We start from the raw sequence: 25,283 nt of genomic DNA on the forward strand, positions 1-25,283 counted from the left end.
CGACAAGTTTCTGGAGCGATCGTGGACCGCCCCGCGCGTGATCACCGAACCCGCGCGAGGTTGATCAGAAACCAGGACACCCAAGATCACCAAGTGGCGCCTGTCGACCATCTCCAGCCGTCACCGACTGTCACACCAAGCTGTGACTTGGATCACGTATGCGTTCTCGGGAGGCGTGTCCAATCGCACGCGGTTTCGCGGACTTCAGGGGTGTCCTTGCCCCTGACCGACGATCATGGAGCGTCTGTCATGTCGCCACCGTCGTTCCCGCGCACGCCCGACTCGCACGAGCCCATCCAGTCCGTGTCATCCCCGCAGCAGGCGCGCCGTCACCGGAACGGCTCGGGGCGCCGTCGCGGCCCCGCGGGTGTCGTGCCCGCCAGCGTGCTGGTCTGTCACGTCGCCCCCGACTCCGGTCCCGAGGAGAGAATCGTCGCGGCGGTCCGCGTGGTCGTGACCGCCTACAGCGACCCCGGCGACCGGGTCGCGCTCGCCGATGCCGCCGAGCCGGGATCAGCGGCGGGGCGCGAGCACCGCGACCGTCTTGTGGAGACGGTTCTGCGACTCGCTCGCGGCGCGGTCACCGAGCTGTCCCGACCGGCACGCGGTGATGACCTTCTCGACCGCGGTGAGGCCCGGTTTGGCACCGCACCGGAGTCCGGGGCCGAGTCCGGACCCGGACCCGAGCAGCCGCCTTTCCCGGTGGGGGAACCGACCGCACGCCCGGCCACTCCTCGCGCCCGAGAGCGGCACCCGGACCGGTTCGCCGTGATCGTCTGCGGGTGCACCCGCCAGCCGACCGATCCCGGTCTGATGGCCGACTGGGCGCCGCTGCTTGCTCCGGACGGCGTCCTCATCGTTCTCACGCACAGTCATCACATGCCGCAGGTTCGGACGGCGCATTCCGGGGCCATTGGGCGGGCTGCGACGCTGGCCGGTCTGACGCCTGTCGACCGGCTGATCCTGGCGCACGACGCCCCGAGCGCCGGCCCGCCGACGGGTCAGCGCGGCCGGCGCGCCGTCGCTCTCGGCGCTCATCGCCGCATCCACGCCACCGCCTGCGTGTTCCGCCCGTCGATCCCGTCGCTGGAGCCGTGCCATGCCTAAGAACGTCGTGTGCCCGGCCAGCGTGTGGGCCACCGGGCAGCGCTCACCCCGCCAGCACATCGCCGACCGGCTTGTCGGCGCCACGCGCTCCGAGACCGCGCTGACCCCGGCCATCGCTGGCTGGATCATCGAGACCTACACCGACCCCGGCGCGATCGTCTGCGATCCCAACCCCGGTCCCGGCCTCGTGCTCGCCGAGGCCGTCCGCGCCGGCCGCCACGCCCTGGCCCTGGCCACCCAGCCCCGCTGGGAATCCGCGCTGGAAGCCAACCTCGACCTCGCCCGACTCGCCGGCAGCGCCGGTCACGCCACACTCCTGGACAGCATCGACGACCCCCGCGCCGCCGACCTGCCCGGCGCGGTCGACCTCATGCTGACCGGCCTGCGCCACACCCCGACCAGCGAGCCCAGCCGCGTCCTGGTCGGGCTGTATGAAGACCTCACCGCGGTCGCCGACTGGGTCTGGCCCGGCGGGCACATCGTGATCACCTGCCGCCCCTGGCGCCGCCGCGGACGCCTGCTCGACCTGCCCGGCAAGATCCACGACGCGGCCGAGGCCGTCGGCCTCGTGCCCGCCGACCACTGCATCGCGCTGACCGCCCCGATGCACGGTCATCAGCTCCGACCCCGGCACATCAGCCGCACCGGCCATCGACCGGAATCGACCGACCTGCACGGTCAGCCCACTGCTCACCCCACACACATCGACGTGTTGATCTTCCGCGCGCCCACCACGGCGCCAGATCCCAACACCACGACCACGGAGGTGGCGTAGATGCCGACGACCTACTACCGCGACGACACCATCACTCTCTACACCGGCGACGCCGTCGACACGCTCGCCACCCTCCCGCACGCATCCGTCGACTGCATCGTCACCAGCCCGCCGTACTGGGGATTGCGTGACTACGGCACCGGCCTCTGGGTCGGCGGAGACCCCGCGTGCCTTCATTCGGCGGGACGGGAAACCACTCAGCCACGGACCATCAACCCGCGGGGCAGCTACCCGAACTCAGCGGTCGAGCGAGACGGCCATCCACAGCAATGCCGCCGCTGCGGAGCATGGCGCACAGACCGTCAATACGGCCGCGAATCCACCCCCGAGGAGTACGTGCGCGCGATACGCGACGTTTTCGCCGAACTGCACCGCGTTCTGACCGAAACCGGCTGTGTCTGGCTCAATCTCGGAGATTCGTACTCCGCCGAACCACCCGGCCACACCAGCGAGCCCATGCGCGCTAGCACCCTCGCTGGAAAACACGCCGCCGCGCCCCTGCGGGACTCCATCCGGCGAAACGGAACCAACCGCTCCAGATCACTTCCTCGCAAGAACCTGTACGGCATTCCCTGGAGGGTCGCGCTCGCCCTGCAAGACGACGGATGGATCCTCCGCAACGCCATCATTTGGCATAAACCAAACGCCATGCCGGAATCCGTGCGAGATCGGCTGTCGTGTCGGTACGAGACGCTTTTTCTGCTCGTGAAGAACGATTGCTACTATTTCGATCTCGACTCGATTCGAGAATCATACACCACCGACCGGCCGCTCAGCAGGAAAATCCGCTACGGCGGCAACAAGGACAACACGATCAAGCTATCGTGGACTCCCCAAGGTAAAGGGAAAAACCCCGGGGATGTGTGGTCAATATCCACTCGTCCACTGCGGGAAGCACACTGCGCACCATTCCCCATCGACATACCACTCCGCTGCATTGCCGCCGGATGCCCAGAAGGAGGACGTGTTCTCGACCCGTTCTCCGGCGCCGGCACGACCGGACTCGCTGCCCGGCAGTTAGGACGCTTCTACCAAGGCATCGACCTCCGGCGCGACTACCACGACATCGCCATTCGTCGTCTCGGCTTCACTGCTCTGCACGACCGGAGTGCAGCAGCATGAGCACGATCCAGAATCGATCTTCCTGGCCGGCTATGCGGTTGCTTGCACTGGGAGCTGCTGGGCTATCCGCGTCCGCGTCGGGTGCTGCCGCACGTGTTCGCCGAGCAAGCCCTCCACGGGATAAGGGACGCGGGTGCACTGGCTGAGGTCGTGTCCGCCGCGTCGACGGTTGCCCAAGCCCGCCGACCAGCTCCCGCGACCTACCGCTCAGCAGCGGAGTTGCGGGCTCGGAGGTGCGCCCATGTGCGCTGATGACCCCCATGTCGACCACGACGAAGCCAACGACGGCGCAGACCAGCAGCCGAACACTGTAGTCCCGTTCACCCACGATGCCGACCGCGCCGGCGTTACAGTTCACATCGATCACGTCGAGACCACGCCCATGACCGACGAGCAGTACCGGCTCGCCGTCACCGCGCTGGCCGCGCTGATCAACCAATGGAAACACGCACAGCAACACAATCCGGATGAAACCGACAACGCCGCGTGACGCGAGAACACGCAGTCTCGGCACGAACCGCCGAGGCCAAGCCTTCCGGCCTCGGCGGTCGGGAAAGCTACACATCGCAGTCCAGCAAGGGAGTCTTGTCGATGGCGCGATCCGCCACCGCACAACGCACGAAGAGAGCCGCCAGCCTCGACGACCTCGACACCGTCCGGGTGGGCATCTACACCCGGCGCTCCACCGACGACGAGAACCAGCCGTACTCCATCGAAGTGCAAGACGAACGGCTGGACTCCTACGTCGGTTCCCAGCCCGGTTGGCAAGTGGCGATGAGGTTTTCCGACGACGCCTCCGGCGGCACGACCAATCGGCCTGACCTGCAACGTGCGTTGCAGGCGGCGCGCGCGGGCCTCATAGACGTGCTGTTGGTCTACCGGGTTGACCGGTTCTCCCGGAACCTGCGCGACACGGTGACCTTGCTCGACGAACTGGATCAGCTCGGGGTGGTGTTCCGCTCAGCCACGGAGCCGTTCGACACCTCCACCCCGATGGGCCGGATGTTGGTGCAGATGCTGGGCATGTTCGCCCAGTTCGAGCGTGACAGCATCATCGAGCGCGTCATCGCCGGCATGGAACGCAAGGCCGCCAAGGGGTTGTGGAAGGGCGGCAGGCGTCCGTTCGGCTACACCGTCGACCGCGATACCCACCGCCTCGTTCCGCACGCCGATGAGGCCGCGATCGTGCGGTTGATCTTCCGCAGCTACACCCGCGACAGGCTGGGCTCGAACGCCGTCGCCAGCCTGCTCAACGAGCGCGGGCACCGCACCACCAACGGCGGCACCTGGTCCGGATACCAAGTCCTCCGTGTGCTGGCCAACCGCATCTACCTCGGCGAGCTGACCTTCCGCGGCATCACCGTCGCCGACTGTCACGCCCCCCTGGTCGACACCGAGACCTTCGAGCACGCCGAACGCATCCTCGCCGAACGCGGCGAGGATCATTCCCATCGCGCCGCCTCCGGTTACGACTACATGCTCACCGGTCGGATGCGCTGTCCTCAGTGTGGCAAGGCCATGCTCGGCACCCGCGCCACCGGCCGGAACAAGACCTACCGCTACTACACCTGCTTCACCCGCGCCCGCTACGATTCCAGCGCATGCGACGCCAAGCGCCTCAACGCCGACGCCGTCGACGCTGCCGTGCTCCACGCACTTGGCCGCTTCTATCGTGACCAGCACGGCCTGATCACCGACGCGATCGCCTCAGCCCAGAACGACCACGTAGCCGGCCACGCCGACCGTCACGCCGAACTCGCCGCAGTCGATACCGAGCTGAACAAGGTCCACGCCGCCATCGATCGTTACCTGGCCGCCTTCGAGCGCGGCACCCTCGACGAGGAGATGGTCGCCGACCGACTCCCCGCCCTGCGCGATCAGACCAAGCAACTGCGGGCCCGCCGTGACGAACTCGCCGCCGCCCTCGACGACCAACCCGCCGCCCCCGACATCACCACGCTCACCGAGATCGCCGACCACATCAGCGAGATCATCAACAGCGGCACCGCCAACCAGTGCAAGGCCCTCATCGAGGCCCTGGTGTCCCAAGTCAAGATCACCGGACCAGACCGGCTCGTCCCGGTCTTCCGCGTCCCTCAGCCCCGGAACAACGAAGAGGCCGTTCCCGCTTCACCAGCGGAAACGGCCTCGGAAGGAGCGGTTCGCACAATGACTAATTTGGTGGAGCTGACGGGATTCGAACCCGTGACCCCTTGACTGCCAGGCACTGACCTCATGGGGATGGCCTGCCGAGAGCTCAGGACCAAACCCTGGTCAGGTCCGGCAACGTCCATCGGTGTTCACACGCGTCCGGGCCGATTGACGCCCAGTTTGGCCCCCAGGAAGGCACCCGGTTCATGCGTCATCTGCGAAGCTGCTGAAACATTGGGGGTGGGGCGCCCCCACAATGTTCCAGCCTTCCGGTTACACCTGTGACATAGAGAGAGTGGGAGTTACAGCATCGAAGAGAGTGTCACTCAGCTGTCACACCCAGAATCGCAGGTCAACTGGCATCGAGTGACAGAGTGACAGGTGTGACAGTTTGGCCCTGGTCCGGGTGTCACTGGCTTCGCACCCGCCTACCGTGGTGCCGTATGCGTATCAGCCTCGGACGGATGACACCGGCGACCACTTTCCGGGCCGTGTGTGACCGTCTCATGTCGAAACTCTACCCACGTCAGCGGCGCTGATGTTGCTTCTCCCGCACTTTACTTGTCGCGCAGGCCCCTTGGGGGCTACGCGAGACGGGTCTCGGCGCCCAAGACGAACTCAGCAGGCGTTCGGTGATCAACGGGTACTGTTTGCGCCTCGCCGCGCTAGGCTCACAAGCGGTGCCGGATCCCGCTGCGCGCCTCGCTTGACGTGAGCATTGCGGCGCCCGGTCGCTAATCAGCAGGGGCACCCTTGGGTAGCGAGCACCGACCAATGCCTAGTCGCCAATGGGTGCCACGCTTCGACTGGTGTGTACTGCGGTTGGAGCATTGACTCTAAGTGGTTAGGGACTGACGATTTCTAGTTATGGACGAACTCTGCGATCGATTCGGTATCGAGCGCCCCCCTGAGCTGCCCGACGACCATTGGGTATGCGTCGAGCGCGAGGGCCAACGGCTGAAGCGATCGTTAGAGGCCGACGATGCCTGGCAAGCGCTCAGTGACCTTAAGTGCATGGTCGAAAGCATAGCTCGAATCGTTCTTGAGATTGAAGGTACGCCTGCTACTCCAAATGCTTCATTCGACGGTATTGTCAAGCGGGCTCACGAGTTGTTGGCACGTCAACCAGGTCACGAACTTGCCTATGATACTCCGTTCGGTAATATTGCTACGCAGTCAAACAAGATTGTGCTCAATCTTGCAACTATCAGAAACACGTACGGCGGCGGACACGGGCGTGCTCGTACTCCCATCCTTAAGGATGAAATGGTGACGCTCGCCTTCGATGGTGCGCTACTGTGGTCGCGATGGGCCTTGAGAAGACTTGGCTACTTCTCGTTGGGGCGACCTAACGCCCTCGTTGAAGATCTAGTTGTACGGAACAAGACTTTCCACTCCGGGAAGCTAAAAGAGCGTCTCATGGCGGCTAACCTGCCGGACGCGGCTGAAGATCACCAACGTAGTATTGGTGTAGCCGTGGGGCGACGCGCGATGCAAGGTACGTTTGTGGTTCGTCGGGACGGCTTAGATCCTTGCCTGGAGTCTGATGATTTAAACACATGGCCGCGCGATTACCGACTCGGTCTCGCTTATGGCCTGTGGTTTGATCGTGGTGATCGTATAACGATTACTGCAGGCTCGGTTAGATGGGCACTCGGAGTGCTGGAGCCTGTGTCAGATTGTGGTGACGAGCTAAAAGAATGGGTCGACGCAATCGTTCGGATCCGAAATTCGGGTGGCGTAAGTGATGATTGGCAAGAGTCGCGCGCAGTGGCTGATTTTGTCAAGTCCCAGCTGCGTGTTAGACCTGAACAGGAAAAGTTCGCTCTCCAGCGTCTGGCTGACAATATTACGCCTGAACCGCTATTCTGACAGCGGTTTAGACTAATGTTCACGAGGAAAATGTCTCGACAACAAGGTTAACGAGATGGGAAGGGTCTTATTTAACTCCTCGAAGTCGCAACCGTAACCATTACCCCCGAACAGTGGTGTTCAGTAGGTCAAGGAGCGGCGGGCCGAGCCCGGGTGTGACTGCGATGGTGGCAGCTGACTGCGCTGTGTGAGGTACGCCTTCGGCGTCGACCACTACGGCGCCGGCTTCCCGTGCGATGGCGGCGCCTGCGCTTGTGTCCCAGGGTTTGTTGGCGAGCATGAGGGAGCCGTCGAGGCGACCTTCGGCGACCCAGGCGAGGTCTATGGCGGCGGAGCCGAACATGCGGACGCGTTGGACGTGGGTGGCGAGTTGTTCGGTGAGTTGTAGTCGCGGTTGGTTGCGCTCCTCGGCGCGAGGTCCAACGGCGTAGTCGCCGATAGCCACGATGGCATCCTGCAGCGCGGTTGTGCCGCTGACGTGGATGCGGGTGTCGTTGCGGAGCGCTCCGTGGCCTTTCGCGGCGGCGTAGTGCAGGTCGAGGAAGGGCATGCCCACGACGCCGAGGATTGATTCGTCGCCGGATATGAGGCCGAGCGAGATGGCGGTGAGGGGGAGTCCGCGGACGAAGTTGGCGGTGCCGTCGACGGGGTCGAGTACCCAGCGCAGCTCGCTCGTGGATGCGTAGGTGGCGCCGTTCTCTTCGCCGAGGAAGCCGATTTCGGGGGTTTCGGTGGACAGGAACTGTTGCAGCGCGTCTTCAACGGCGTAGTCGACCTCGCTGACCATGTCGCGGTCGCCTTTGCTGGTCACGGTGCCGGGCGCGCGGTTGTGCACGATCTGGGTGCCGATGCGGATGGCTTCGCTGGCGACGGGCAGCAGGTGTTTCAGGTTGGCCACGCGGGTGCTCCTTTGTTCCAGAGGGACTCGAAGACCTGCTCGAAAACGTCGTACAGGCCTGCTTCGTTCCCGTCGCGTGTGGCGACGAAGGTTGGCGAGTCCACGCCGCGCGTGTCCGGCATGTAGGGCTGGGCGAAGCACCGTTCGTCGTCGATCAGGGTGATGTTGAACCGGATCGGCTCGTCGTAGGTACGCACCTGGAGCCGGTCCCGCGCCTCGCCAGTCAGACGCCCGCGTACGCGCTGGAGTACCTCCATGTTCAGGCGAGTAAGCGTGGAGAGGTGCCCCTCGGCGAGGTGTTCTTCCTGCTCACGAGTCTTGATAGACGCCCCGTCCGGATCGAGGAACAGGCACCTGACCTCGCACCCCGATTCAAGGAGAGCCACAAGGCTGTGATCGGGATAGCTCTGGCAGAGCATGTTGAGCGATAGCCCCGCTAAGCGCACCTTGTGCGCGTGGTCGAGGAAGCTGTGAGGCGGCACCTGATGCGCGAACTCCGCGCGGCTGAGGAACACCCGCTCAATACCGGCTAGTTCATGAGTGACTGACGCAGGCTCAGTTGATGCTGCTGAGTGCCGTTGATCGTCGCGCGACGGAGGTGGTCCGCTGGCGGAGTCCCACGGCTCGAACAGCTCGTGAGATGCCCAGCCGTCGAACATCGCTTCCAACACTCGGCATCGCCCGGGGTGCGGTAGCTTGCGCACTTCGCCGGACAGCCAGCGGAAGAACGTTGCCTTCGAGGGATACTCGCTCTTGAGGTGCGGATCGATCCGCTCAGCGACCTTGACGAACTCTCGACAGAAAGCACCGTGCTCCTGCAGGTGCCGTTGCCGTAGGAGCGCTTTGAGCACCGTGCCGTCAGCCGCCACTGAGTCCCCCTTCGCTTCACGGTCCCGCCGTGAGACTTAGATGAGACCAGACGAGTAACGAACGGTCAAGATGAGAACTACACGAAGTAGTGATGAGAGCGCTGACCAGGCGAAACTCGAGACATGGCAACGACAGCAGACGCACAGAACTCACTCCGTGAGCTTCGAGAGTGCATCAGAGACCCGATCCTCAAGCCCGGCCACTTGTTGGCGCAGGTGATGCAGTTCCGACTGGACTTCCCGCAGCTCGTCTCGGGCCGACTCTACGCGGTCCTCTCCGCTGACCGCGGAGTCGTCGGGGGAGAGGACGACCGCACGGCTCGCCGTCTTGGTCGCGATCAGCCCTTCCTCCGAGAGGATCCGCACGGCCTCGCCGACGGTGTTCGGTGCCGCCCCGAACATCTTCGCGAGCTGGCGGTAGCCGGGGAGCTTGTCACCGCTCCGGTACTTGCCCGAGGTGATGTCCCGTCGAAGCTGCGTGGCGATCTCGTGCCGGTCTAGCCCCATGAAGATCCCTTCGTAGACCCATCAAGTCTAGCTCTGTCTTAAGCCAGTTGTTGACATGGCGCAACTGACTCACTTACTGTCTTAAAACAACGCACTGACTTAAGTCAGTTGTGTGTTGGAGAACAACGAACAGGAGCCGCATGGAGTTCACACGGATCGCCAATCGGCAGGCACGGGAGTGGCTGCGTACGGCGCTGGATGACGACGTTTTGGCAGTTCAGCAGGAGGAGGACATGGCTAACGAGCGTGTGGAGATTGATGCGTTGATCGAGGCCGTTGATCGCGAGATGGCGGCGGAGGCGCGCGCGGAGACGGAGCGGGTTCAGCGCGAGGTGCGCGGCCAGGTGCGGGCGCGTCGTGCTCGCCGTCGCGCTGATCGCGAGGTGCTGCGGTCGCTGCCGGTGCGGTTGGACCGCACGCAGGTCGGCGACTGGATCGAGAGCGAGGCCGCGTGATGTGCAGTGTTGTCGACCGTTTCGGTGTCCCTGGCCCGGCGGGTGGTCCCGCCAAGAACACTTCCGCTGGGCCAGGGCTCCCCGTCTCCGTATCTGACGATTCGAGGAGGTCACCCATGGTAGAGGCTGGGGGTGAGTCGTGATGGCTCGCCGATTGCCGTGGGATTTGCGTCCGGTGCCGTGGTCGGACGTTGCGGAGTTCACGCGCGGCACCTTCGAGGGGTTGCCGTTGCTGTCGTGGGGGATCGCTCCGCGCGACAAGCTGGCCACGCGACGCCAGCTGCGGGCGATGGGGTTGCGCCCGGGCGGGCAGGATCCGGTGGCGCTGCTGATGTTTCGACATCGAGCAGCGTGTACGCGGGTGGTTGCCGAGCTATTCCTGATCGACCGGGCGCGGCCGGTGCGGCCGATGACCCCGGCCCGGTGGCGGGCGGTGCACACCGCGTTGGCGGCCCGCCGCACGTGCGGCCAGTGCGGCACCGACACCGAAACCTATCTACCGCGAGAACGGCGGGTGTGTGAACCGTGCCGGTACCGGCTGGGTGCGCTGGACGCGGATGACTACCTGCACGACTACCTGGCCGGCACGTCGGTGTTGGCTGGCGAGGAGTGGTCGGTGCCGGTGATTCCGCTGCCGCGTGCCCCGCGTCCGGAGGAGGGGGTGGCGGCATGAGTGCTTCGCAGGACGCGCGGCATGTGCCGCTGAGCCGGGCGCAGCGGTTGGCCCAGGATGCGGCAGAGGCTGCCGAGGTGCGCGCCTATGCCGAGCATCCGGATGTGGTGGCGTTGCGGGTGGAGCGTGTGCGCCGACAGGTGGACTGGCTGATGTGGACGGGGATCCTGCTGGGTTTGGCGTTCACGATGGTCAATGTTCAGCAGTTCGCGGCCAGCGGCGCGGGTCCGTGGTCGTTGACGTGGATCGCGGCGTGGCTGCTGGATCCGATGGTCTCGGTCGTGCTGATCGCGGTGTTGCGTGCTGAGCAGATCACGGCTCGCTATCAGGTGGATACCGGCCCGTGGATCCGGCGTACGAAGTGGTTCGCCTTCTTGGCGACCTATGTGATGAACACGTGGCAGTCCTGGGGTGGGCTGCATGCGGCCGGGATCGTGCTGCACTCGGTGCCGCCGCTGCTGGTGTATCTGGCCAGCGAGGCGGCCCCGATGCTGCGGGATCGGCTGACCGAGGCTGTGCACCGGGCCGCCCGCGCGCACGCCACCGGTGCCGCGAACACCGGCCCGGCCCCTGCCGTCGAGTCGCCCGCTTCCGGTGCGGCGCCTACGGGCTCGGCTGCCGGGAACGGTCCCGCGCACACCGCGCCAGCGAAGCCGAAGCCACGGCCGCGAACTCCGGCTACGGCGCGCACGAAGGGGCAGGCGAAGCCGTCCGGGCGCAAGCTGCTCGCGGACTTCGTGACCGAGGCTCGCGCGGCCTGGGCGCCGGGCATCGAGGTCACCCCGGCCTGGGTGCGGCAGGTGACCGACTGCGCACGCGGCACCAGCAAGAGCGTCGCCGACGCACTCAACGCGGAGCTGGCCGTCGATAGCCAGGCCACCACGGTCCTGCCCGCCACTGGCGAGCACGACACCGCCCAGGCGGAGAGGAGGGCCGCCTGATGCCGGTAGGAGACCGCGACCACGAACACCACAATCCCACCCCCGCTGGAGGGTTCATGAACACCGACGACACCAGCGCGTCGAACGGCCCGCAGGGCCGCGCCGCGAACGATGACAGCCACGCCGTCGCACACGGCAGCGACGGTGCGGCGAACGGGAGCACGGTGGTTCCGCTGCATCCGCACGCCGCCGCGCACCCGGAGGAGATTCCCGCGCCCCGCGTCCCGCAGGACGGGCCGGGCACGGAGCTGGCGCGTGATGAGGCGATCACGGGTGAGCTGGTCAGTGAGCGGCAGAGCCGCGCGCTGGATCGCCGGTTGGCGCGGCAGGCGACCGCGTGGGCGCGCACGGTGCCGAGGCAGGCTGTGCGGCTGGTACGCGAGTCGGAGCGTCCTAAGCAGACCGGGAAGGCGCTGGTGCGGCACGGGCTGGTGTTGTGCCAGGGCTTCGAGTCCTGGGGTAAGCGTGCCTGGGATGCCACCACGCTGGGGGTGTATCGCCGCCAGATCAAGGCCGCTGAAGCCACCGGGGACCGGGAGATGCTGCGCGAGTGGACCGAGCGCAAGGAACACGCGGTGGAGGCGCGGCATCAACGGCTGATGGACCTGCCCCGCCTGGCGGCCGGGCTCGCGAAGGTGACCGTGGGCAGTCTGCTGGGATGTGTGGTCGCCGTGCTGCTGATCGGGCTGTTCGTGCAACTGTCCGGCACGGGCGCGTTCGTCGATGTCATCACCGGGGTCATGAACACCATCCGGTGGGTGTTCACCGCGATCGCGGTCGCCTGGACTCCGCTGGTGATGGCGACCCCGTTCGCGGTGCTGTTCGCCGCGTGGCGGGAAGGCCGCCGCAGGGGCACCGCTCCGGGATGGTTGGCCACGGCCCGCGAGGCCGACACCGATGCCGCGATCGACGAGAGCACCATCGCCAAGGCACTCGAGGCACTGCGCATTCCGCAGGTCACGGCGTATCTCAAGCAAGGGTTGCCGCTCCAGTTCATCACCCCGGCCCGTATCGACGGGCGCGGCACGCACGCGGTGATCCGGCTGCCTGCCGGGGTCACCGCCGACAAGGTGGCCCGCCGACGGGCCGATCTGGCGACGGGCCTGCGTCGCCTGGCCAAGGAGGTCTGGCCCACCACCGGGGCTGAGGCCGGGATCTTGGATCTGTGGGTGGCGGACAAGGGCGCGCTCGCCGAAGGTGCGGGAGCCTATCCGTTGCTGGATGAGGGCACGGCCGATGTGTTCCAGGGGGTGCCGTTCGGCAAGACACTACGCGGCCAGCCGCTGGCGGCGCCGATGATGGAACGCAACACCATCACCGGCGGCATGCCCGGTCAGGGCAAGTCTAGCGCCGCGCGCGTCATGATGTGCGGCGCGGCCCTGGACCCGACGGCTGAGCTGCGGATCTGGGTGCCCGATGCGAACTTCGACTTCGAGGCCTTCCGGCCCCGGTGCTCGCGCTACGTCATGGGTGCCGAGGATGAGCGGGTCGCCGAGATCACCGAGCACCTGCGTGAGCTGCACGAGGAGGTGCAGGGCCGGGGTGAGCTGCTGATCAAGCACGAGGCCCCGTCGGTCACCCGCGAGCTGGCCAGCAAGAACGTCGGGCTGCACCCGCTGTTCTGCCTGCTGGAGGAGGCCCACGTGGCCATCCAGCACCCCACCTACGGCAAGGAAGTCTCGAAGCTGCTGTGCGACATCGTGCGGTTGGGCCGCAAGCGGGCGATCCATCTCATCGTCTCCACGCAGGCACCGACCAAGGACAGCATGCCGCGCGACGTCACCCGGAACTGCTCCAACGGCATCGCCTTCGCCGTCGGCGACCACGTAGCCAACGACGCCTTGCTCGGGCAGGGCGCCTACTCGGCCGGGCACCGGGCCACCGAGCTGATTCCGGGCACGGACAAGGGCACCGCCGTGGTCAAGGGCTTCACCGGCGAGCGCTCGGACATCGTGCAGGTCTATTTCCTCGACGTGGACCGCAAGAACGACCAGGTCAGCCCGATCATCGATCGGGCCATGGCCGCCGTCGCCGAGCGCGGCAGCCTGCCCGGCAGCGACAAGGCCGCACCGCAACCCGCATCGCGTGATCTGCTCACCGATCTGGACGCGGTACTGGGCGAGCACCCGGTACCCGTGGCCGATGTTCCCGCGCTGCTGGCCGCCCACGCCCCGGACTGGGCGCCGTACCGCAAGCTCACCGGCAAGGCGCTGCGCTCGGTACTGGACCGCGACCACGGCATCAAAGTCCCCTCGACCGGCAACAAGTTCCCCCTCGATCCGGTCACGGTGCGTGACGCACTGGCACGGCGAGAGGCCGACGAGCACGACGAGACCGGCTAGCCGCGCGGTGGTCGAGTGAGGCGCCACGCCCCGGGGGTGCACATGCCCGCCACGGCGGGTCCGCACGGGCCGGTTCAGCCCGCCTCACTCGGCTCACCTGGCTAACTTTCCGCAGCGCACCAGGTCAGCGGCCCGACGCTGCCGGGCGAGTGAAAAACCTAACCCACCTCCGGGCAGCTAACCCCGACCGCTAACCCCAACCGAACCGCCACACCGAGACCAACCACGGGCCATCGGTGCGGCACTGCCGACCCACAGACAGGCACACACAGTAACGGAAGGACACCCATGGCCACGCCCATGCACATCGGCACCGCGAGCTGGTTCAGCGGCAAGGTCCGCACCCTGTGCGGCCGACCCTCGGCCCCGGCGACGGAGCCGCCAAGAACGCGCCCCTGTGCCCCACGTGCCGCCATCAAGCCGGATGGAACCACGACACACGCCGCTAACCGGCGTCGGGCCGGGCGCGCCCCGACGCGCGTCCGGCCCGCAGATCCCCGAACGAAGGAACCACCGGCACGGAAGGCCACAAGCCGACGGCTCCCCCACTGAAAGGACTACCCAAACATGGACACGACGAAACCACTGCTGGATCGAGCGCTCGATCTGGCCGCGCGCGGCTGGCCGGTGTTCCCGCTGCGTGTCGGCGACAAGACACCGGCCCTGCACGGGCTGACCGACTGCCCGGGCACCGGCGTGTGCGCAGACGAGCATCAGGGCTGGGAGCAGCGCGCCACTACCGACCCCGAGCGGATCCGGGCCGCCTGGGCACACGCGCCGTTCAACATCGGGCTGGCCACCGGCCCGGCCGGGCTGTGCGTGCTGGATCTCGACGTGCTCAAAGACGGTGAGACCGTGCCCGAGGCGTGGGCAGGCACCGGCGTGACATGCGGCGAGGACGTGCTCGCCGCACTGGCGGAGCAGGCACACCAGCCCGTGCCCGGGGACACGCTCACCGTGCGGACCCCCTCGGGCGGGCTGCACCTGTACTATCGCGCCCCCGACGGCGCGGCGCTGCGCAACACCGGAGGCGAGCGCGGCAACGGCCTGGGCTGGAAGGTCGATACCCGCTCCTGGGGCGGCTACGTCGTCGCCCCCGGCTCCGTCACCACCACCGGCAGCTACGACTACCTCTGCGACAGTGACCCCGCGCCGCTGCCGGACTGGCTGGCCCAGCGGCTCACCCCGGCACCACCCCCGCCTGCGCCGGTCACGCCGATCCGGCCCACCACGGGGCGGCGCTCGCGCTACGTGGAAGCCGCCGTGCGCGCCGAAGCCGCCAAGGTGCACCACGCACCCAAAAGCCAGCGCAACGGCACGCTCTACGCCGCCGCGCTGGCCCTCGGACAACTCGTCGCAGGCGGCGCCCTCTCCGCCGACGAGGTGACCTCAGTGCTGCTGGGCGCGGCCCGGCGCCATATCGCCGCGCGCGCCTACAGCGAGATCCAGGCGCGCAAAACCATCACCTCCGGCCTGTCCGCAGGCGCCAAACGCCCCCGCCAGATCGCCTGACCACCACCGTGTCTGGAGGCTCTGACATGACCGCAGCCCGCCCGCTCACCCCGGTACCGGACCAGCCACAGCGCCGCACCCGCTGGACCGATGCCGAGCTGATGGCCGTGGACTTCCCCGAACCCCGGTGGGCCGTGCCCGGCCTGCTGTGCGAAGGACTCAACCTACTGGCAGGCGCGCCCAAGCTCGGCAAGTCCTGGCTGTCCCTCGGGCTCGGGGCCGATATCGCCAACGGCGACCCCGTGCTCGGCTCGATCGAGGTCGAACGCGGCCCCGTGCTCTACTGCGCCCTGGAAGACACCGGCCGCCGCCTGCAACGCAGGCGCCGCCAGATGCTGGCCGCTGGCGGCCGCGCCGCATCCCACCTCACCCTCGAAACCGCCTGCCCCACCATGACCGCAGGCGGCGAGGCCCTACTCATCGACTGGCTCGAAGACAACCCGCACGCCCGCCTGGTCATCATCGACACCTTCGAGAAGATGCGCGGCAGCGACCCGGCAGCCGCCTCGGCCTACGCCGCCGACTACACCGCCGCCGTGCGGTTCAAACGGCTCGCCGACCACTACAACGTGCCGTTCCTGCTCATCCACCACGTGCGCAAACAAGGCGCCGAAGACTTCCAAAGCCTGGTCTCCGGCACCAACGGCCTCACCGGCGCCGTCGACGCGGTGTTGGTGCTCGAACGGGCACGCGGCCAAGCAGACGGGGTTCTGCACGTCACCGGCCGCGACGTCGAAGAAGCCGACTACGCCATGAGCTTCGACGCCCACGCCGGAGCCTGGACCAAGCTCGACGGCCCCGCCAGCGACCACCTCATGCACGACACCCGCGCCCTGATCACCCGCTTCGTACGCGACTACCCCGGCCAAAAACCCGCCGCCATCGCCGAAGCCCTGCAACTCAACGCGGGAACCGTCCGGCAAACCTGCCGCCGCATGGCCGACGCCGGACAACTCCACGTCAACGCCCAAGGCACCTACCACCCACCGCAGAACAGTGACACCGCAAACACCGGCCAACTGTCACACCTGTCACTCAGTCACTCCACCCCACCTGACCAGCACGAAAACCTGTGACACCCCCTGTGACACCCCGCAAGGCCGTCACCGCTCGGACGGCACCGACACCCGCACGAAGGAGGACCCGGATGGACACAGTGCCGATACCGGAACCGGTGCCCGACCGGCACCTCTACCGCATCTCCGAGGCCATGCGGCTGCTGTCCATGAGCCGATCCGTGATCTACGAACAGATCCGATCCGGCCGCCTGCGCTCCGTCAAACAAGGCCGCACCCGACTCGTGCCCGCCCAAGCCATCCACGACTACATCCAACTACTCATCCACGAAACGGAGGACAACCATGGCCAAGCGGCGTAGCCACGGTGACGGCACTCTCTACTGGGATGAAGATCGGCAACGCTGGGTCGGGGCAGTCACCACCGGCTACACACCTGCTGGTAAGCGAATTCGACGCAAGGTGACCAGAAAGACCAAGACAGAAGCGAGAGAGAAGCTTCGCGAGCTATTGCGGGAGGCTAGCGAGGCGGCTCACGAGGATCGTCGGTATACGGTTGCTGACGCCGTAGATGGTTGGCTCGCCTACGGCATACCCGGCGCGAAAGAGGTCACAATCGACAACTACCGCACGCTGATTAAGCGCCATATCCGGCCCCATCTTGGTGCTCGCAAGTTGCGTGATCTGGCAGCGGAGGACGTCGATAAGTGGTTGGCCGAGCGCGCCAACTATGTCAGCACCAGAACGGTGCGCTTGCTTCATTCGATCCTGAATCGCGCGGTCCGGCAGGCCCAGGCACGCGACAAGGTACGGCGCAACGTGGTGGAGTTGTGCCAGATCCCGCAAGGTCAGAAGGGGCGCCCGTCGAAGGCGCTCAATCTGGACCAGGCTGAGGCCGTACTCAGCGCGTCGGAAAGCTCTCCATTGCACGCCTACATCGTGGTGTCACTGCTCACTGGGGCACGTACGGAGGAGCTTCGGCCACTGAGTTGGGACCGCGTCGATCTGGATGGTGACCCCGAGGCTGATCCGCCGGTGTTGCCGTCGATGGCGGTGTGGCGCTCCGTTCGCGGGGATACGAAGACGAAGGGTTCACGTCGCACGCTCGCCTTGCCCAACCGGTGTGTTACAGCGCTCCGGCGACAGCAGGAACGATTGTCGACACCCGGCGCTCCGGCGAATCCACACAACCTGGTGTTCCCCACCGCCAACGGGACAGAGATGGACGCGCACAACGTACGTCGTGAATTCCGAAAGGTCATCAAGGCAGCAGGGCTGCCACCCGAGCAATGGACGCCCAGGGAGCTGCGGCACAGTTTCGTGTCGCTCCTATCGGGGTCCGGCGTGCCACTTGAGGATATCGCTCGCCTGGTGGGCCACAGCGGGACCAGGGTGACCGAAACCGTGTACCGCAAGGAGATCAAGCCGGTCATGGTCGAAGGCGCCACAGCGATGGATGACCTGTTCCCATCGGATGCCGCGAGCAGTTAGGCGCCCAGTTTGGCTCCCGACACGCCAGTGGGGCCGCTACCCATGTGGATAGCGGCCCCACTGACCTGCGTTTTCACTGGTGGAGCTGACGGGATTCGAACCCGTGACCCCTTGACTGCCAGTCAAGTGCGCTACCAACTGCGCCACAGCCCCAAGCCGTGCACTTCGTCGTGCCGGGTACATACGCTACATGATGCGTCGGGACGGCATTGAAGCCGCCCCCCACATGCGGTAGCGACGCCGTGCGCGGGGCGGGCGAGCGGTCGACGCGCCTTATATGCTGACGCCCCGGGTCGGAAACCAGAGTGGGGGCTGGAGTCCATGTGAAGCGGGCGATGGACGTGTGCGGCCGAGGAGGCGTTATGGGGCTCGCCCGGTTGCTGCTCGCGGCGACGGCCGCGGTCGGCCTTGCCGGTGCGACGGCCGCGTGCGGCGACGCGCCTGCGGGCGCGGGGGCGTCCCTGGTGGACCGGGTCGAGGACAACGACGCCATCACCATCGGTATCCGCTCCGACCAGCCGGGGTTGTCCCGGTACACGGTCGATGGCCGCTACACGGGCTTCGACATCGACCTGGCCACGTTCGTGGCCGGCGAGCTCGGCGTTGACCCCGAGGACATCGAGTGGCAGGACGTGCCTGCTGCGGAGCGGGAGTCGGCGCTGGTCCACGGCGAGGTCGACATCGTCGTCGGGACGTACTCGATCACCGAGGAACGCAGGCACGAGGTGGATTTCGCCGGGCCGTACTTCGAGACGGGCCAGGACCTGCTCGTCCGGGCGGACGACACGGAGATCACCGGCCCGGAGGCGCTGGACGGCAACGCCCTGTGCTCGGTGTCCGGGTCGACCCCGGCGAAGCGCGTGCAGCAGGAGTTCGCCGGTGACGTCGAGCTGGTGGAGTATCCCCGCTACCAGGAATGCGTCACGGCCCTGCTCGCCGGGCACGTGGATGCCGTCACCACCGACGCGGTGATCCTGGCCGGGTACGCCGCCCAGCACCCGGAGCTGCTGAAGGTGGTGGGGGAGAGGTTCTCGACGGAGCGCTACGGGATCGGCCTCGCGAAGGGTGACCCCGAGGGCAGGCGCGCGCTGAACGACGCGATCGAGAAGATGATCGACAGCGGTGAGTGGCGGGACTCCCTGGAGCGCAACATCGGCGCGTCCGAGTACGAGATCCCGCCGCCGCCCGACGTCGAACGCGGGTGACGGGCACTTACCGGCGGTACGCGCTGTCCGGGCTCACCCGCCGGGGGTAGCCGTCGCCGGACGGGTCCGGGGCCGCGCCCGCTTCGAGGTCCTCCTCGTGCAGGCCCTCCTGGACCGCCATCCGGATCTGTTCCCGGTTCTCCCGCACGACGTGCGCGAAGAACGAGTCGGTGCGCGGGTCGACGAGCACCTCGAGCGTCACGCGCAGTGCGGTGTCGACCACCGACTCCACGATCTCGTCGTGGAACGGTACGCGCTTGAACCGGCCGGCCTGGGGGTCGTTGCGCACCTTCTCGGTGACGATCGCGCGGAGCTGGTCACTGTTCTCGTTCAACGAGCGCGCCAGGTTGTGCGGGTAGTTGCCCGTTTCGAGCACTTTGACGACCTCGTCGAGTACCGCGATGGTGATGGGCTTCTTGATGGCGAGCACGATCGGCCGTGACAGGCGCTCCACCAGCCGGTAGACGAACCGCTCCCCGAACGCCCTGTCGGCCGCGCGGACCAGGCGGACGATCATCACGACGAGCCGGAGCAGCCGGAAACCGCGCAGGGCCGGGTGCGCCACCGGGATCATGCCCAGGATCTCGTACCAGTTGCGCAGCGGGAACTTCCGTGCCCAGCCGTTGGCTCGCCAGCGGTAGAGGAACTCGATCACGAAGATCCCGCAGATGGAGGTGTCGGTGATCAGCACCCACCGGGCGTCGATGTCGACCCGGTCGGAGAACATCGCATAGACCAGCAGCCCCACCGAGAAGATCGCCAGCAGCAGCATCCCGACATCGATGGGGCTGACCTGCGACTTGCGGAGGACCCCGTGGGGGTTCGATGCGGAGTGTTGCACTGTGTCGCTCCAGGTGGCTGTTGCGCTGGTCCGGAACCTTACCGCGCACGTCGCGGGCGCCTTACGGGCGTCTCACGGCATCATGGACAGGATCGCGAAAGGCCCGAGGCGCGCTGAGTGCCCGGAAACCGGCGCGGGAGACGAAACGGAGGTTCGAGGACATGGACGACACACGTGAATTCTCGACCGGTGAACCGTCCGACGGTGCGACCGCGGCCGAGCGGCCGGACTCGGTGATGCCGCGGCGGGCTGCGATGGCCGGTGTCGGTGTCATCGCGGTGTCCGGACTCGCGCTGGCCGGGTGCCAGGTCGAGGACGGCGGCGGCAACGGTGGCGACGACGGCAACGGCGACGGCGGTGACGGCGGCGACGGCGGCGGCAACGGTGGCGGCGAGAGCATCGCGACCACCGACGAGATCCCCGTCGGCGGGGGCGTGGTGTTCGGCGACGAGGGTGTGGTCATCACCCAGCCGGTGCAGGGCGAGTTCAAAGGCTTCTCCGCGACGTGCACGCACCAGGGCTGCACCGTGGCCGGCGTCGCCGGGGGGACGATCAACTGCTCCTGCCACGGCAGCAAGTTCTCCATCGAGGACGCCTCCGTCGTCAACGGCCCCGCGGAACGCCCGCTCGACGAGCGCGCGCTGTCGGTGGACGGCGACTCGCTGTCCCTCGGGTAGGGCAGCGGCCCGGCGCGCGTGTTCAGCGTGCCGGGGTCAGGTCCGGTCGCTTGGGCGCGCGCCCGTCGCCGGAGGATCGGCCCCGCACCCGGCGGCCGATCCACGGGCCGAGAAAGCTCGCCAGCCACCACAGCTCGGTCTTGGTGAAGTGCATGGAGCCGGACGAGGGAAGTGGCGGCAGCGGTTCGCGCCAGTCGGCACTGCTCCCGGGCAGGCCGAGTGCGTAGGCCATGCCCGCGGCGATGCGCTCGTGCCCGAGCGGGCTGGCGTGCAGGCGGTCCGGGCTCCAGATCCTCGGGTCGGTGGTGACCGGGTGGTGGAAGGTCTCGAGGATCGCCACGCCGTGACGGACGGCGGCTTCGTGTATCCGCGCGTTGAGTGACACGACGCGATGGGTCAGCGGTTTCGCGATCGGTACCAGCTTCGCGACGTCGGGGAACGTCAGCGTGGCGACCGTGGCGCCTGCGTCGGTGAGTGCGGCGAACATGTGTTCCAGCTCGCCGGCCACGGCGTCGGCGTCGAAGCCGGGGCGCAGCAGATCGTTCATCCCCGCGACCACCGTGGCCAGATCGGGTTCGAGCGCGAGCGCCGCATCGAGCTGCTCGGCGCGTACCTGGTGGGCGAGGCGGCCCCGGACGGCGAGGTTGGCGTAGTGCAGCTCGGGGTTGAGCTCGGCCAGCTGGCCTGCGAGCCGGTCGGCCCAGCCCCGCAGGCCGTTCTCGTCGTCACCGTCCCACAAGCCTTCGGTCTGGCTGTCTCCGAGTGCTACGTAACGACCGTAGGTACCGCTACTCATGCCGTTCTTTATAGCGGATCCGCGCGCGCGGCTCGTAGTAGGTCTACCCGTGTCCCGTAGGATCGCCGGTTTCGCGCTCCTGTCCGGCGCGATGCGCTGCGAGTGCGGCACTCGATCGAGCGATGCAGGGGGCCGGGCCCTCGCCGTCGGTCACCAGGTCGAGGGCCTGCCACCCTGCGCATGCTGCTCGGAACTCGCCGCCCGGCCCTGCGGTTCTGGTGCGTACTCGGGAAGGCCGCGCTGCGCGGCAACATCGGCGGCCAGCGGGTCATGTGCGAGCAACTCGCGCACCTGATCCACGCGCACCTGTCGATGGAGAACGTCGTGATCCAGATACTGCCGCTGGGCTCGGGGCCGCATGAGTTCATGTCCATGACAGCCACGTTGGACGGGTTCCCACCACCGGCGACGAGCGTGCTGGTGACCGGGAGCTACGGCCGGGAGACCTTCCACGAGAAGCCTCCCGAGGTGACCCGTGCGGCCCACCACCTCGATCCGGTCAAGGCGATGGCGCTGGGGCGGGACGAGAGTACTGAGTGCTTACAGCGGCTGCATCAGGAGCGTCACCTGGACTGAGGTCATGCCGCGCACGACCGGTGGCTGGTTCGTTCCTCGCCGCAGTGCCGATGGCAGCACCTGTGGCGGGACCGCGTTCACCGCGGACGCCGTGCACGTTCGCAGTAGCCTCGCCCGCGATGCCGGTACCGCAACGTTCACCCACGAGGAGTGACGCGCCTTCGTCGCCGGCGTCGAGGACGGCGACTACGACGTCTGGTGCGGCACGTCGGAAGCCCGTGCACGGGCCGTGTGGGGCAGGATCTGGCGGCCGATCGGTCAGGAACCGAGAAGCGGGGACGCCGGGACCGCAACTAGCGTGACCGCCATGGCGACGATCGAGTTTGTCACGCTCGAGGTGGCCGATGCCTCGGCTGCCGACAGCTTCTACACGGCCGCTTTCGGTGCGGGCAGTTGGCTGCGCCTGCGGGCGTCGGAGGCATCGACGACCGGCTTCCGCGGGTTCACGCTGTCGCTCATCGTATCCCAGCCGGCCACCGTCGACAGTCTCGTCGGCAGCGCCGTCGATGCCGGCGCCACGCCGCTGAAGCCCGCCGCGAAATCACTCTGGGGATACGGCGGCGTCGTACAGGCCCCGGACGGGACGATCTGGACGGTCGCCTCCTCGTCGAAGAAGGACACCGGCCCGGCCACCCGGCGGATCGACGAGGTCGTGCTCCAGCTGGGAGTCACGGATGTGGCAGCGAGCAGGCGGTTCTACGCCGACCGAGGCTTCGCCGTGGTGAAGAGCTATGGCCGGAGGTACGTCGAGTTGGACACGTCATCCGGTCCGGTCAAGCTGGCGCTCTACCGGCGCCGTGCCCTCGCCAAGGTCGCCGGCGTCCCCGCCGACGGCAGCGGATCGCACCGGCTCGTGATCGGGAGCGATGCCGGGCACTTCACCGACCCGGACGGGTTCGTATGGGAAGCCGCATCGCGCTGAGCCGGGCGGCGCGGCGGTGCCGTCATCCCACCGCGCCGCGACAGGACGACATGGGACTCGACGGCCAAGACAACGGCCTTCCGCATGAAGCGGGGGCTACAATGCTCGCGTCGGCACGCTCGTGAAGCTTCTCGCCGGCTGTCACGGAACTCGTTCAGGACGTGAACCCATGACCGAGCGCAAGAAGGACGATCCGGGACCGAAGCTGCTCTCGGGCGGCAACCCGCAGATCCCCAAGGGTGAGGGGAACGGCCCGGTGCAGGATTACATCGCTGCCATGCCCGGCTGGAAACAAGACGTCGGGCGGCGTCTCGACGACCTCATCGTGCGCACGGTCCCCGATGTGCACAAAGCCGTGAAATGGAACCAACCGTTCTACGGCCTCGAGGGCGAGGGCTGGTTCCTGTCGTTCCGTTGTTTCACCCGCTACGTGCAGCTGCAGTTCTTCAGGGGGACATCGCTCGATCCCGTGCCGCCCAAGGCGTCCAAGCACGATGAGGTGCGCTACCTCGACATCCACGAGGACGATGGCCTGGACGAGGATCGACTCCGAACGTGGATCGAGCAGGCCAGCAATCTGCCCGGCGAGAAGATGTGACGCTACTCCGCTATGACTGACTTGCCGGACCTGCTTGCACGCACGACCGAACACGCTCTCGCCTACCTCGAGGGCGCGAGCGACCGGCCGGTGAGCCGGCCGGTACCGGCCGGCGAGCTGGTCGCCGCGCTCGGCGGACCGGTTCCCGACCAACCGCGCGACCCGGCCGAGGTCGTCGACGAGCTGGCCGGCGCCGTGGACCCCGGCCTGGTGGTGACCAACGCCGGACGGTACTTCGGGTTCGTGGAAGGCGGCGTCGTGCCCGCCTCGCTGGCGGCCGACTGGCTCACCTCGATCTGGGACCAGAACCCGGCGTTCTCGGCGCTCTCGCCAGCCGCGACCGCTGCCGAGGAGGTCTGCCGCGGCTGGCTGTGCGAGCTGCTCGGCCTTCCCGGGACCGCGTCGGCCGGGTTCACCAGCGGCGCGCAGCTGGCCAACGTGACCGGGCTGGCCGCGGGGCGGCATCACGTCCTGCGCGCCGCAGGCTGGGACGTCGAGGCCGACGGCCTGTTCGGTGCGCCCGCCGTGACGGTGTTCGCCGGGGAGGAACGGCACGCCACGGTGGACCGGGCATTGCGCTTCCTCGGGTTCGGCACGCGGAGCATCACCCCGATCCCGGTCGACGGCCAGGGACGTATGCGCCCCGACGCGCTCGAGCACGAACTCGAGCGCGCCCACGGGCGCGGTCCGGCGATCGTGTGCGCGCAGGCGGGCAACGTGAACACCGGTGCGGCCGACCCGCTGCGCCGTATCGGCGAGCTCACCCGCGAGCACGACACCTGGCTGCACGTCGACGGGGCATTCGGGCTGTGGGCAGCGGCCGCGCCGGAGTTCGCGCACCTGACCGACGGCGCGGAGCTGGCCGACTCCTGGGCTGTGGACGGGCACAAGTGGCTCAACGTGCCCTACGACTGCGGCATCGTCCTCTGCGCGCATCCGGACAGTCACCGTGCCGCGATGAGCCTGTCCGCCGCGTACCTGGCCCGTGGCGGTGGACGGGACGGCAGCGACTGGACCCCGGAGAGCTCGCGGCGGGCGCGGGTGTTCGCGGTCTGGGCCGCGCTGCGCGCCCTGGGACGCACCGGAGTGGCCGAGCTGGTGCGTACGTGCTGCGCACACGCGCGCCGCTGTGCCGAGCTGCTGGCCGGTGACGAGAACGTCACCGTGCTCAACGATGTGGTACTCAACCAGGTCCTGGTCCGGATCGGTGACGACGACGCGCGCACCAGGGCCGTCGCCGAGGCTGTGCAGGCGGAGGGGGTCACGTGGCTGGGCACGACGACGTGGCGGGGCGGTACCGCGATCCGTATCAGCGTCTCGGACCACGCGACCACACACGAGCACATCGACGAGCTCGTGCGCGCGGTGCTCCGCGCGGCGCGCGGGTGAGCCGTCAGCTCGCCGTCCGGTGCCGCGGCCACTCGATGGCGGGGCACCGGTCCATCACCATCGACAACCCCGCGTCCGTGGTGCGCCGGAACGCTGCCTCGTCGATCACCCCCAGCTGGAACCACACCGCCCGCGCGCCGATGCGGACGGCCTCGTCGGCGAACGCGCCAGCCGCCGAGGAGTTGCGGAAGACATCGACGCAGTCCACCGGGAACGGGATATCCGCCAGCCTCGCGTAACCGCGCTCGCCGTGCACGGTGGTCGCGCTCGGGTGCACGGGGACGACGTGCTTGCCGTGCCGTAGCAGGAAACTCGCGACGCCGTAGGCGGGCCGGTCGGGGTTGTCACCCAGCCCGACGATGGCCCAGGTGTGGCATTCGGTCAGTACCGACCGGATCGTGTCCGGATCAGCCCAAGGGGTCGTGTCGTCCCGCACAGCCCGACCCTGACATGCGGGGCTGTTGTGTGGCACCGCGGGGGGTGCTAACGTCGCAATCCAGATACTATTGGTATGTGAGTTTGGCAGGTACTCGGCTTCCGAACCGGTA

General features: G+C 67.6%; 27 protein-coding genes and 1 tRNA gene. 21 read left to right on the plus strand and 7 right to left on the minus strand.

The features are described from left to right. The first annotated feature begins 249 nt into the window (after positions 1–249). The 6 genes from H0B56_RS17245 to H0B56_RS17270 all read left to right on the plus strand — a co-directional run bounded on the left by H0B56_RS17245 (position 250) and on the right by H0B56_RS17270 (position 7,027). Complete coding sequence (locus tag H0B56_RS17245) at positions 250–1,107, plus strand: hypothetical protein (RefSeq protein WP_180894110.1); 858 nt, start codon at positions 250–252, stop codon at positions 1,105–1,107. Beyond that, positions 1,100–1,882 carry a TRM11 family methyltransferase gene (locus H0B56_RS17250; protein ID WP_180894111.1) on the plus strand — a complete coding sequence of 261 codons (783 nt, stop codon included), beginning with the start codon at positions 1,100–1,102 and terminating at the stop codon, positions 1,880–1,882. The genes H0B56_RS17245 and H0B56_RS17250 overlap by 8 nt, the downstream gene beginning before the upstream one ends. Further along, complete coding sequence (locus H0B56_RS17255; protein WP_180894112.1) at positions 1,883–3,004, plus strand: DNA-methyltransferase; 1,122 nt, start codon at positions 1,883–1,885, stop codon at positions 3,002–3,004. It begins immediately after the preceding gene. Positions 3,005–3,245: 241 nt separating this feature from the next. Then, positions 3,246–3,494 (plus strand): hypothetical protein, encoded by a 249-nt coding sequence (locus H0B56_RS17260; RefSeq protein WP_180894113.1) that lies wholly within the window; start codon positions 3,246–3,248, stop codon positions 3,492–3,494. Positions 3,495–3,595: 101 nt separating this feature from the next. Next, complete coding sequence (locus tag H0B56_RS17265) at positions 3,596–5,221, plus strand: recombinase family protein (RefSeq protein ID WP_246361265.1); 1,626 nt, start codon at positions 3,596–3,598, stop codon at positions 5,219–5,221. Between the two features lie 801 nt (positions 5,222–6,022). Then, complete coding sequence (locus H0B56_RS17270; protein ID WP_180894114.1) at positions 6,023–7,027, plus strand: abortive infection family protein; 1,005 nt, start codon at positions 6,023–6,025, stop codon at positions 7,025–7,027. A gap of 100 nt (positions 7,028–7,127) precedes the next feature. Here H0B56_RS17270 and H0B56_RS17275 read toward each other — a convergent pair whose 3' ends face one another. The 3 genes from H0B56_RS17275 to H0B56_RS17285 form a co-directional block, all read right to left on the minus strand. Continuing rightward, complete coding sequence (locus H0B56_RS17275; RefSeq protein WP_180894115.1) at positions 7,128–7,925, minus strand: inositol monophosphatase family protein; 798 nt, start codon at positions 7,923–7,925, stop codon at positions 7,128–7,130. Further along, complete coding sequence (locus tag H0B56_RS17280; RefSeq protein WP_180894116.1) at positions 7,913–8,794, minus strand: DUF5919 domain-containing protein; 882 nt, start codon at positions 8,792–8,794, stop codon at positions 7,913–7,915. The genes H0B56_RS17275 and H0B56_RS17280 overlap by 13 nt, the downstream gene beginning before the upstream one ends. Before the next feature lie 150 nt (positions 8,795–8,944). After that, positions 8,945–9,301 (minus strand): GntR family transcriptional regulator, encoded by a 357-nt coding sequence (locus tag H0B56_RS17285; protein WP_180894117.1) that lies wholly within the window; start codon positions 9,299–9,301, stop codon positions 8,945–8,947. A gap of 140 nt (positions 9,302–9,441) precedes the next feature. On the opposite strand from H0B56_RS17285, the gene H0B56_RS17290 reads away from it, so the two are divergent. The 8 genes from H0B56_RS17290 (at position 9,442) to H0B56_RS17325 (ending at position 17,731) form a co-directional block, all read left to right on the plus strand. Then, entirely contained in the window at positions 9,442–9,756 is a 315-nt protein-coding gene (locus tag H0B56_RS17290) for a hypothetical protein (RefSeq protein WP_180894118.1), read from the plus strand. A gap of 142 nt (positions 9,757–9,898) precedes the next feature. Further along, a complete protein-coding gene (locus tag H0B56_RS17295) occupies positions 9,899–10,429 on the plus strand; it encodes an RRQRL motif-containing zinc-binding protein (protein WP_180894119.1) in 531 nt (176 codons plus the stop codon). After that, positions 10,426–11,370 carry a hypothetical protein gene (locus tag H0B56_RS17300; RefSeq protein ID WP_246361266.1) on the plus strand — a complete coding sequence of 315 codons (945 nt, stop codon included), beginning with the start codon at positions 10,426–10,428 and terminating at the stop codon, positions 11,368–11,370. Before H0B56_RS17295 ends, H0B56_RS17300 begins: the two co-directional genes overlap by 4 nt. Before the next feature lie 56 nt (positions 11,371–11,426). Beyond that, entirely contained in the window at positions 11,427–13,712 is a 2,286-nt protein-coding gene (locus tag H0B56_RS17305; protein ID WP_180894120.1) for an ATP-binding protein, read from the plus strand. A gap of 567 nt (positions 13,713–14,279) precedes the next feature. Continuing rightward, entirely contained in the window at positions 14,280–15,224 is a 945-nt protein-coding gene (locus H0B56_RS17310) for a bifunctional DNA primase/polymerase (RefSeq protein ID WP_180894121.1), read from the plus strand. A gap of 26 nt (positions 15,225–15,250) precedes the next feature. Next, positions 15,251–16,300: an AAA family ATPase gene (locus H0B56_RS17315; RefSeq protein ID WP_180894122.1), complete on the plus strand. Its 1,050-nt coding sequence runs from the start codon at positions 15,251–15,253 to the stop codon at positions 16,298–16,300. A gap of 71 nt (positions 16,301–16,371) precedes the next feature. Continuing rightward, a complete protein-coding gene (locus H0B56_RS17320; protein WP_180894123.1) occupies positions 16,372–16,602 on the plus strand; it encodes a helix-turn-helix domain-containing protein in 231 nt (76 codons plus the stop codon). Continuing rightward, on the plus strand, positions 16,586–17,731 hold the full coding sequence (locus H0B56_RS17325; protein ID WP_180894124.1) for a site-specific integrase: 1,146 nt from the start codon (positions 16,586–16,588) through the stop codon (positions 17,729–17,731). Before H0B56_RS17320 ends, H0B56_RS17325 begins: the two co-directional genes overlap by 17 nt. A gap of 77 nt (positions 17,732–17,808) precedes the next feature. Here the strand turns inward: H0B56_RS17325 and H0B56_RS17330 are convergent. Then, a tRNA-Ala gene (locus tag H0B56_RS17330) sits at positions 17,809–17,884 on the minus strand. 209 nt (positions 17,885–18,093) lie between these two features. Here H0B56_RS17330 and H0B56_RS17335 point away from each other — a divergent pair. After that, the gene (locus H0B56_RS17335; RefSeq protein ID WP_180894125.1) at positions 18,094–18,936 is read left to right on the plus strand and encodes a glutamate ABC transporter substrate-binding protein; all 843 of its coding nucleotides are present in this window, start codon (positions 18,094–18,096) and stop codon (positions 18,934–18,936) included. A gap of 7 nt (positions 18,937–18,943) precedes the next feature. Here the strand turns inward: H0B56_RS17335 and H0B56_RS17340 are convergent, their stop codons facing one another. Then, on the minus strand, positions 18,944–19,708 hold the full coding sequence (locus tag H0B56_RS17340) for an ion transporter (protein ID WP_180894196.1): 765 nt from the start codon (positions 19,706–19,708) through the stop codon (positions 18,944–18,946). Between the two features lie 230 nt (positions 19,709–19,938). Here H0B56_RS17340 and H0B56_RS17345 point away from each other — a divergent pair, with 230 nt between their 5' ends. Beyond that, on the plus strand, positions 19,939–20,454 hold the full coding sequence (locus H0B56_RS17345; RefSeq protein ID WP_246361267.1) for a Rieske (2Fe-2S) protein: 516 nt from the start codon (positions 19,939–19,941) through the stop codon (positions 20,452–20,454). Positions 20,455–20,476: 22 nt separating this feature from the next. On the opposite strand, the gene H0B56_RS17350 is transcribed toward H0B56_RS17345, so the two are convergent. After that, positions 20,477–21,250 carry an SGNH/GDSL hydrolase family protein gene (locus H0B56_RS17350; protein ID WP_180894126.1) on the minus strand — a complete coding sequence of 258 codons (774 nt, stop codon included), beginning with the start codon at positions 21,248–21,250 and terminating at the stop codon, positions 20,477–20,479. Positions 21,251–21,430: 180 nt separating this feature from the next. Here H0B56_RS17350 and H0B56_RS17355 point away from each other — a divergent pair, with 180 nt between their 5' ends. The 5 genes from H0B56_RS17355 to H0B56_RS17375 all read left to right on the plus strand — a co-directional run bounded on the left by H0B56_RS17355 (position 21,431) and on the right by H0B56_RS17375 (position 24,735). After that, positions 21,431–21,826 carry a Scr1 family TA system antitoxin-like transcriptional regulator gene (locus H0B56_RS17355; RefSeq protein ID WP_180894127.1) on the plus strand — a complete coding sequence of 132 codons (396 nt, stop codon included), beginning with the start codon at positions 21,431–21,433 and terminating at the stop codon, positions 21,824–21,826. Positions 21,827–21,830: 4 nt separating this feature from the next. Continuing rightward, complete coding sequence (locus H0B56_RS17360) at positions 21,831–21,980, plus strand: DUF397 domain-containing protein (RefSeq protein ID WP_180894128.1); 150 nt, start codon at positions 21,831–21,833, stop codon at positions 21,978–21,980. Positions 21,981–22,133: 153 nt separating this feature from the next. Next, positions 22,134–22,748, plus strand: a complete 615-nt coding sequence (locus H0B56_RS17365; RefSeq protein WP_180894129.1) for a VOC family protein — start codon at positions 22,134–22,136, stop codon at positions 22,746–22,748. Between the two features lie 169 nt (positions 22,749–22,917). After that, on the plus strand, positions 22,918–23,346 hold the full coding sequence (locus tag H0B56_RS17370) for a DUF1801 domain-containing protein (protein ID WP_180894130.1): 429 nt from the start codon (positions 22,918–22,920) through the stop codon (positions 23,344–23,346). A 12-nt stretch (positions 23,347–23,358) separates the two neighbouring features. Then, positions 23,359–24,735 (plus strand): pyridoxal phosphate-dependent decarboxylase family protein, encoded by a 1,377-nt coding sequence (locus tag H0B56_RS17375; RefSeq protein WP_180894131.1) that lies wholly within the window; start codon positions 23,359–23,361, stop codon positions 24,733–24,735. Between the two features lie 4 nt (positions 24,736–24,739). Here the strand turns inward: H0B56_RS17375 and H0B56_RS17380 are convergent, their stop codons facing one another. Continuing rightward, positions 24,740–25,171, minus strand: coding sequence for a CoA-binding protein (locus H0B56_RS17380; RefSeq protein WP_180894132.1), 432 nt, complete (start codon positions 25,169–25,171; stop codon positions 24,740–24,742). Between the last annotated feature and the right edge of the window lie 112 nt (positions 25,172–25,283).

The organism is Haloechinothrix aidingensis (assembly GCF_013450155.1).
GTDB lineage: Bacteria > Actinomycetota > Actinomycetes > Mycobacteriales > Pseudonocardiaceae > Haloechinothrix > Haloechinothrix aidingensis.

Coding starts and splice junctions, on each gene's coding strand:
- H0B56_RS17315 (WP_180894122.1), top strand. CDS start 15,251: ATGACCGCAGCCCGCCCGCTCACCCCGGTACCGGACCAGCCACAGCGC.
- H0B56_RS17355 (WP_180894127.1), top strand. CDS start 21,431: ATGCTGCTCGGAACTCGCCGCCCGGCCCTGCGGTTCTGGTGCGTACTC.
- H0B56_RS17295 (WP_180894119.1), top strand. CDS start 9,899: ATGGCTCGCCGATTGCCGTGGGATTTGCGTCCGGTGCCGTGGTCGGAC.
- H0B56_RS17375 (WP_180894131.1), top strand. CDS start 23,359: ATGACTGACTTGCCGGACCTGCTTGCACGCACGACCGAACACGCTCTC.
- H0B56_RS17360 (WP_180894128.1), top strand. CDS start 21,831: ATGCCGCGCACGACCGGTGGCTGGTTCGTTCCTCGCCGCAGTGCCGAT.
- H0B56_RS17365 (WP_180894129.1), top strand. CDS start 22,134: ATGGCGACGATCGAGTTTGTCACGCTCGAGGTGGCCGATGCCTCGGCT.
- H0B56_RS17310 (WP_180894121.1), top strand. CDS start 14,280: ATGGACACGACGAAACCACTGCTGGATCGAGCGCTCGATCTGGCCGCG.
- H0B56_RS17350 (WP_180894126.1), bottom strand. CDS start 21,250: ATGAGTAGCGGTACCTACGGTCGTTACGTAGCACTCGGAGACAGCCAG.
- H0B56_RS17255 (WP_180894112.1), top strand. CDS start 1,883: ATGCCGACGACCTACTACCGCGACGACACCATCACTCTCTACACCGGC.
- H0B56_RS17345 (WP_246361267.1), top strand. CDS start 19,939: ATGGACGACACACGTGAATTCTCGACCGGTGAACCGTCCGACGGTGCG.
- H0B56_RS17335 (WP_180894125.1), top strand. CDS start 18,094: ATGGGGCTCGCCCGGTTGCTGCTCGCGGCGACGGCCGCGGTCGGCCTT.
- H0B56_RS17270 (WP_180894114.1), top strand. CDS start 6,023: ATGGACGAACTCTGCGATCGATTCGGTATCGAGCGCCCCCCTGAGCTG.
- H0B56_RS17260 (WP_180894113.1), top strand. CDS start 3,246: ATGTGCGCTGATGACCCCCATGTCGACCACGACGAAGCCAACGACGGC.
- H0B56_RS17320 (WP_180894123.1), top strand. CDS start 16,372: ATGGACACAGTGCCGATACCGGAACCGGTGCCCGACCGGCACCTCTAC.
- H0B56_RS17325 (WP_180894124.1), top strand. CDS start 16,586: ATGGCCAAGCGGCGTAGCCACGGTGACGGCACTCTCTACTGGGATGAA.
- H0B56_RS17265 (WP_246361265.1), top strand. CDS start 3,596: ATGGCGCGATCCGCCACCGCACAACGCACGAAGAGAGCCGCCAGCCTC.
- H0B56_RS17300 (WP_246361266.1), top strand. CDS start 10,426: ATGAGTGCTTCGCAGGACGCGCGGCATGTGCCGCTGAGCCGGGCGCAG.
- H0B56_RS17305 (WP_180894120.1), top strand. CDS start 11,427: ATGAACACCGACGACACCAGCGCGTCGAACGGCCCGCAGGGCCGCGCC.
- H0B56_RS17250 (WP_180894111.1), top strand. CDS start 1,100: ATGCCTAAGAACGTCGTGTGCCCGGCCAGCGTGTGGGCCACCGGGCAG.
- H0B56_RS17370 (WP_180894130.1), top strand. CDS start 22,918: ATGACCGAGCGCAAGAAGGACGATCCGGGACCGAAGCTGCTCTCGGGC.
- H0B56_RS17285 (WP_180894117.1), bottom strand. CDS start 9,301: ATGGGGCTAGACCGGCACGAGATCGCCACGCAGCTTCGACGGGACATC.
- H0B56_RS17290 (WP_180894118.1), top strand. CDS start 9,442: ATGGAGTTCACACGGATCGCCAATCGGCAGGCACGGGAGTGGCTGCGT.
- H0B56_RS17340 (WP_180894196.1), bottom strand. CDS start 19,708: ATGCTGCTGCTGGCGATCTTCTCGGTGGGGCTGCTGGTCTATGCGATG.
- H0B56_RS17245 (WP_180894110.1), top strand. CDS start 250: ATGTCGCCACCGTCGTTCCCGCGCACGCCCGACTCGCACGAGCCCATC.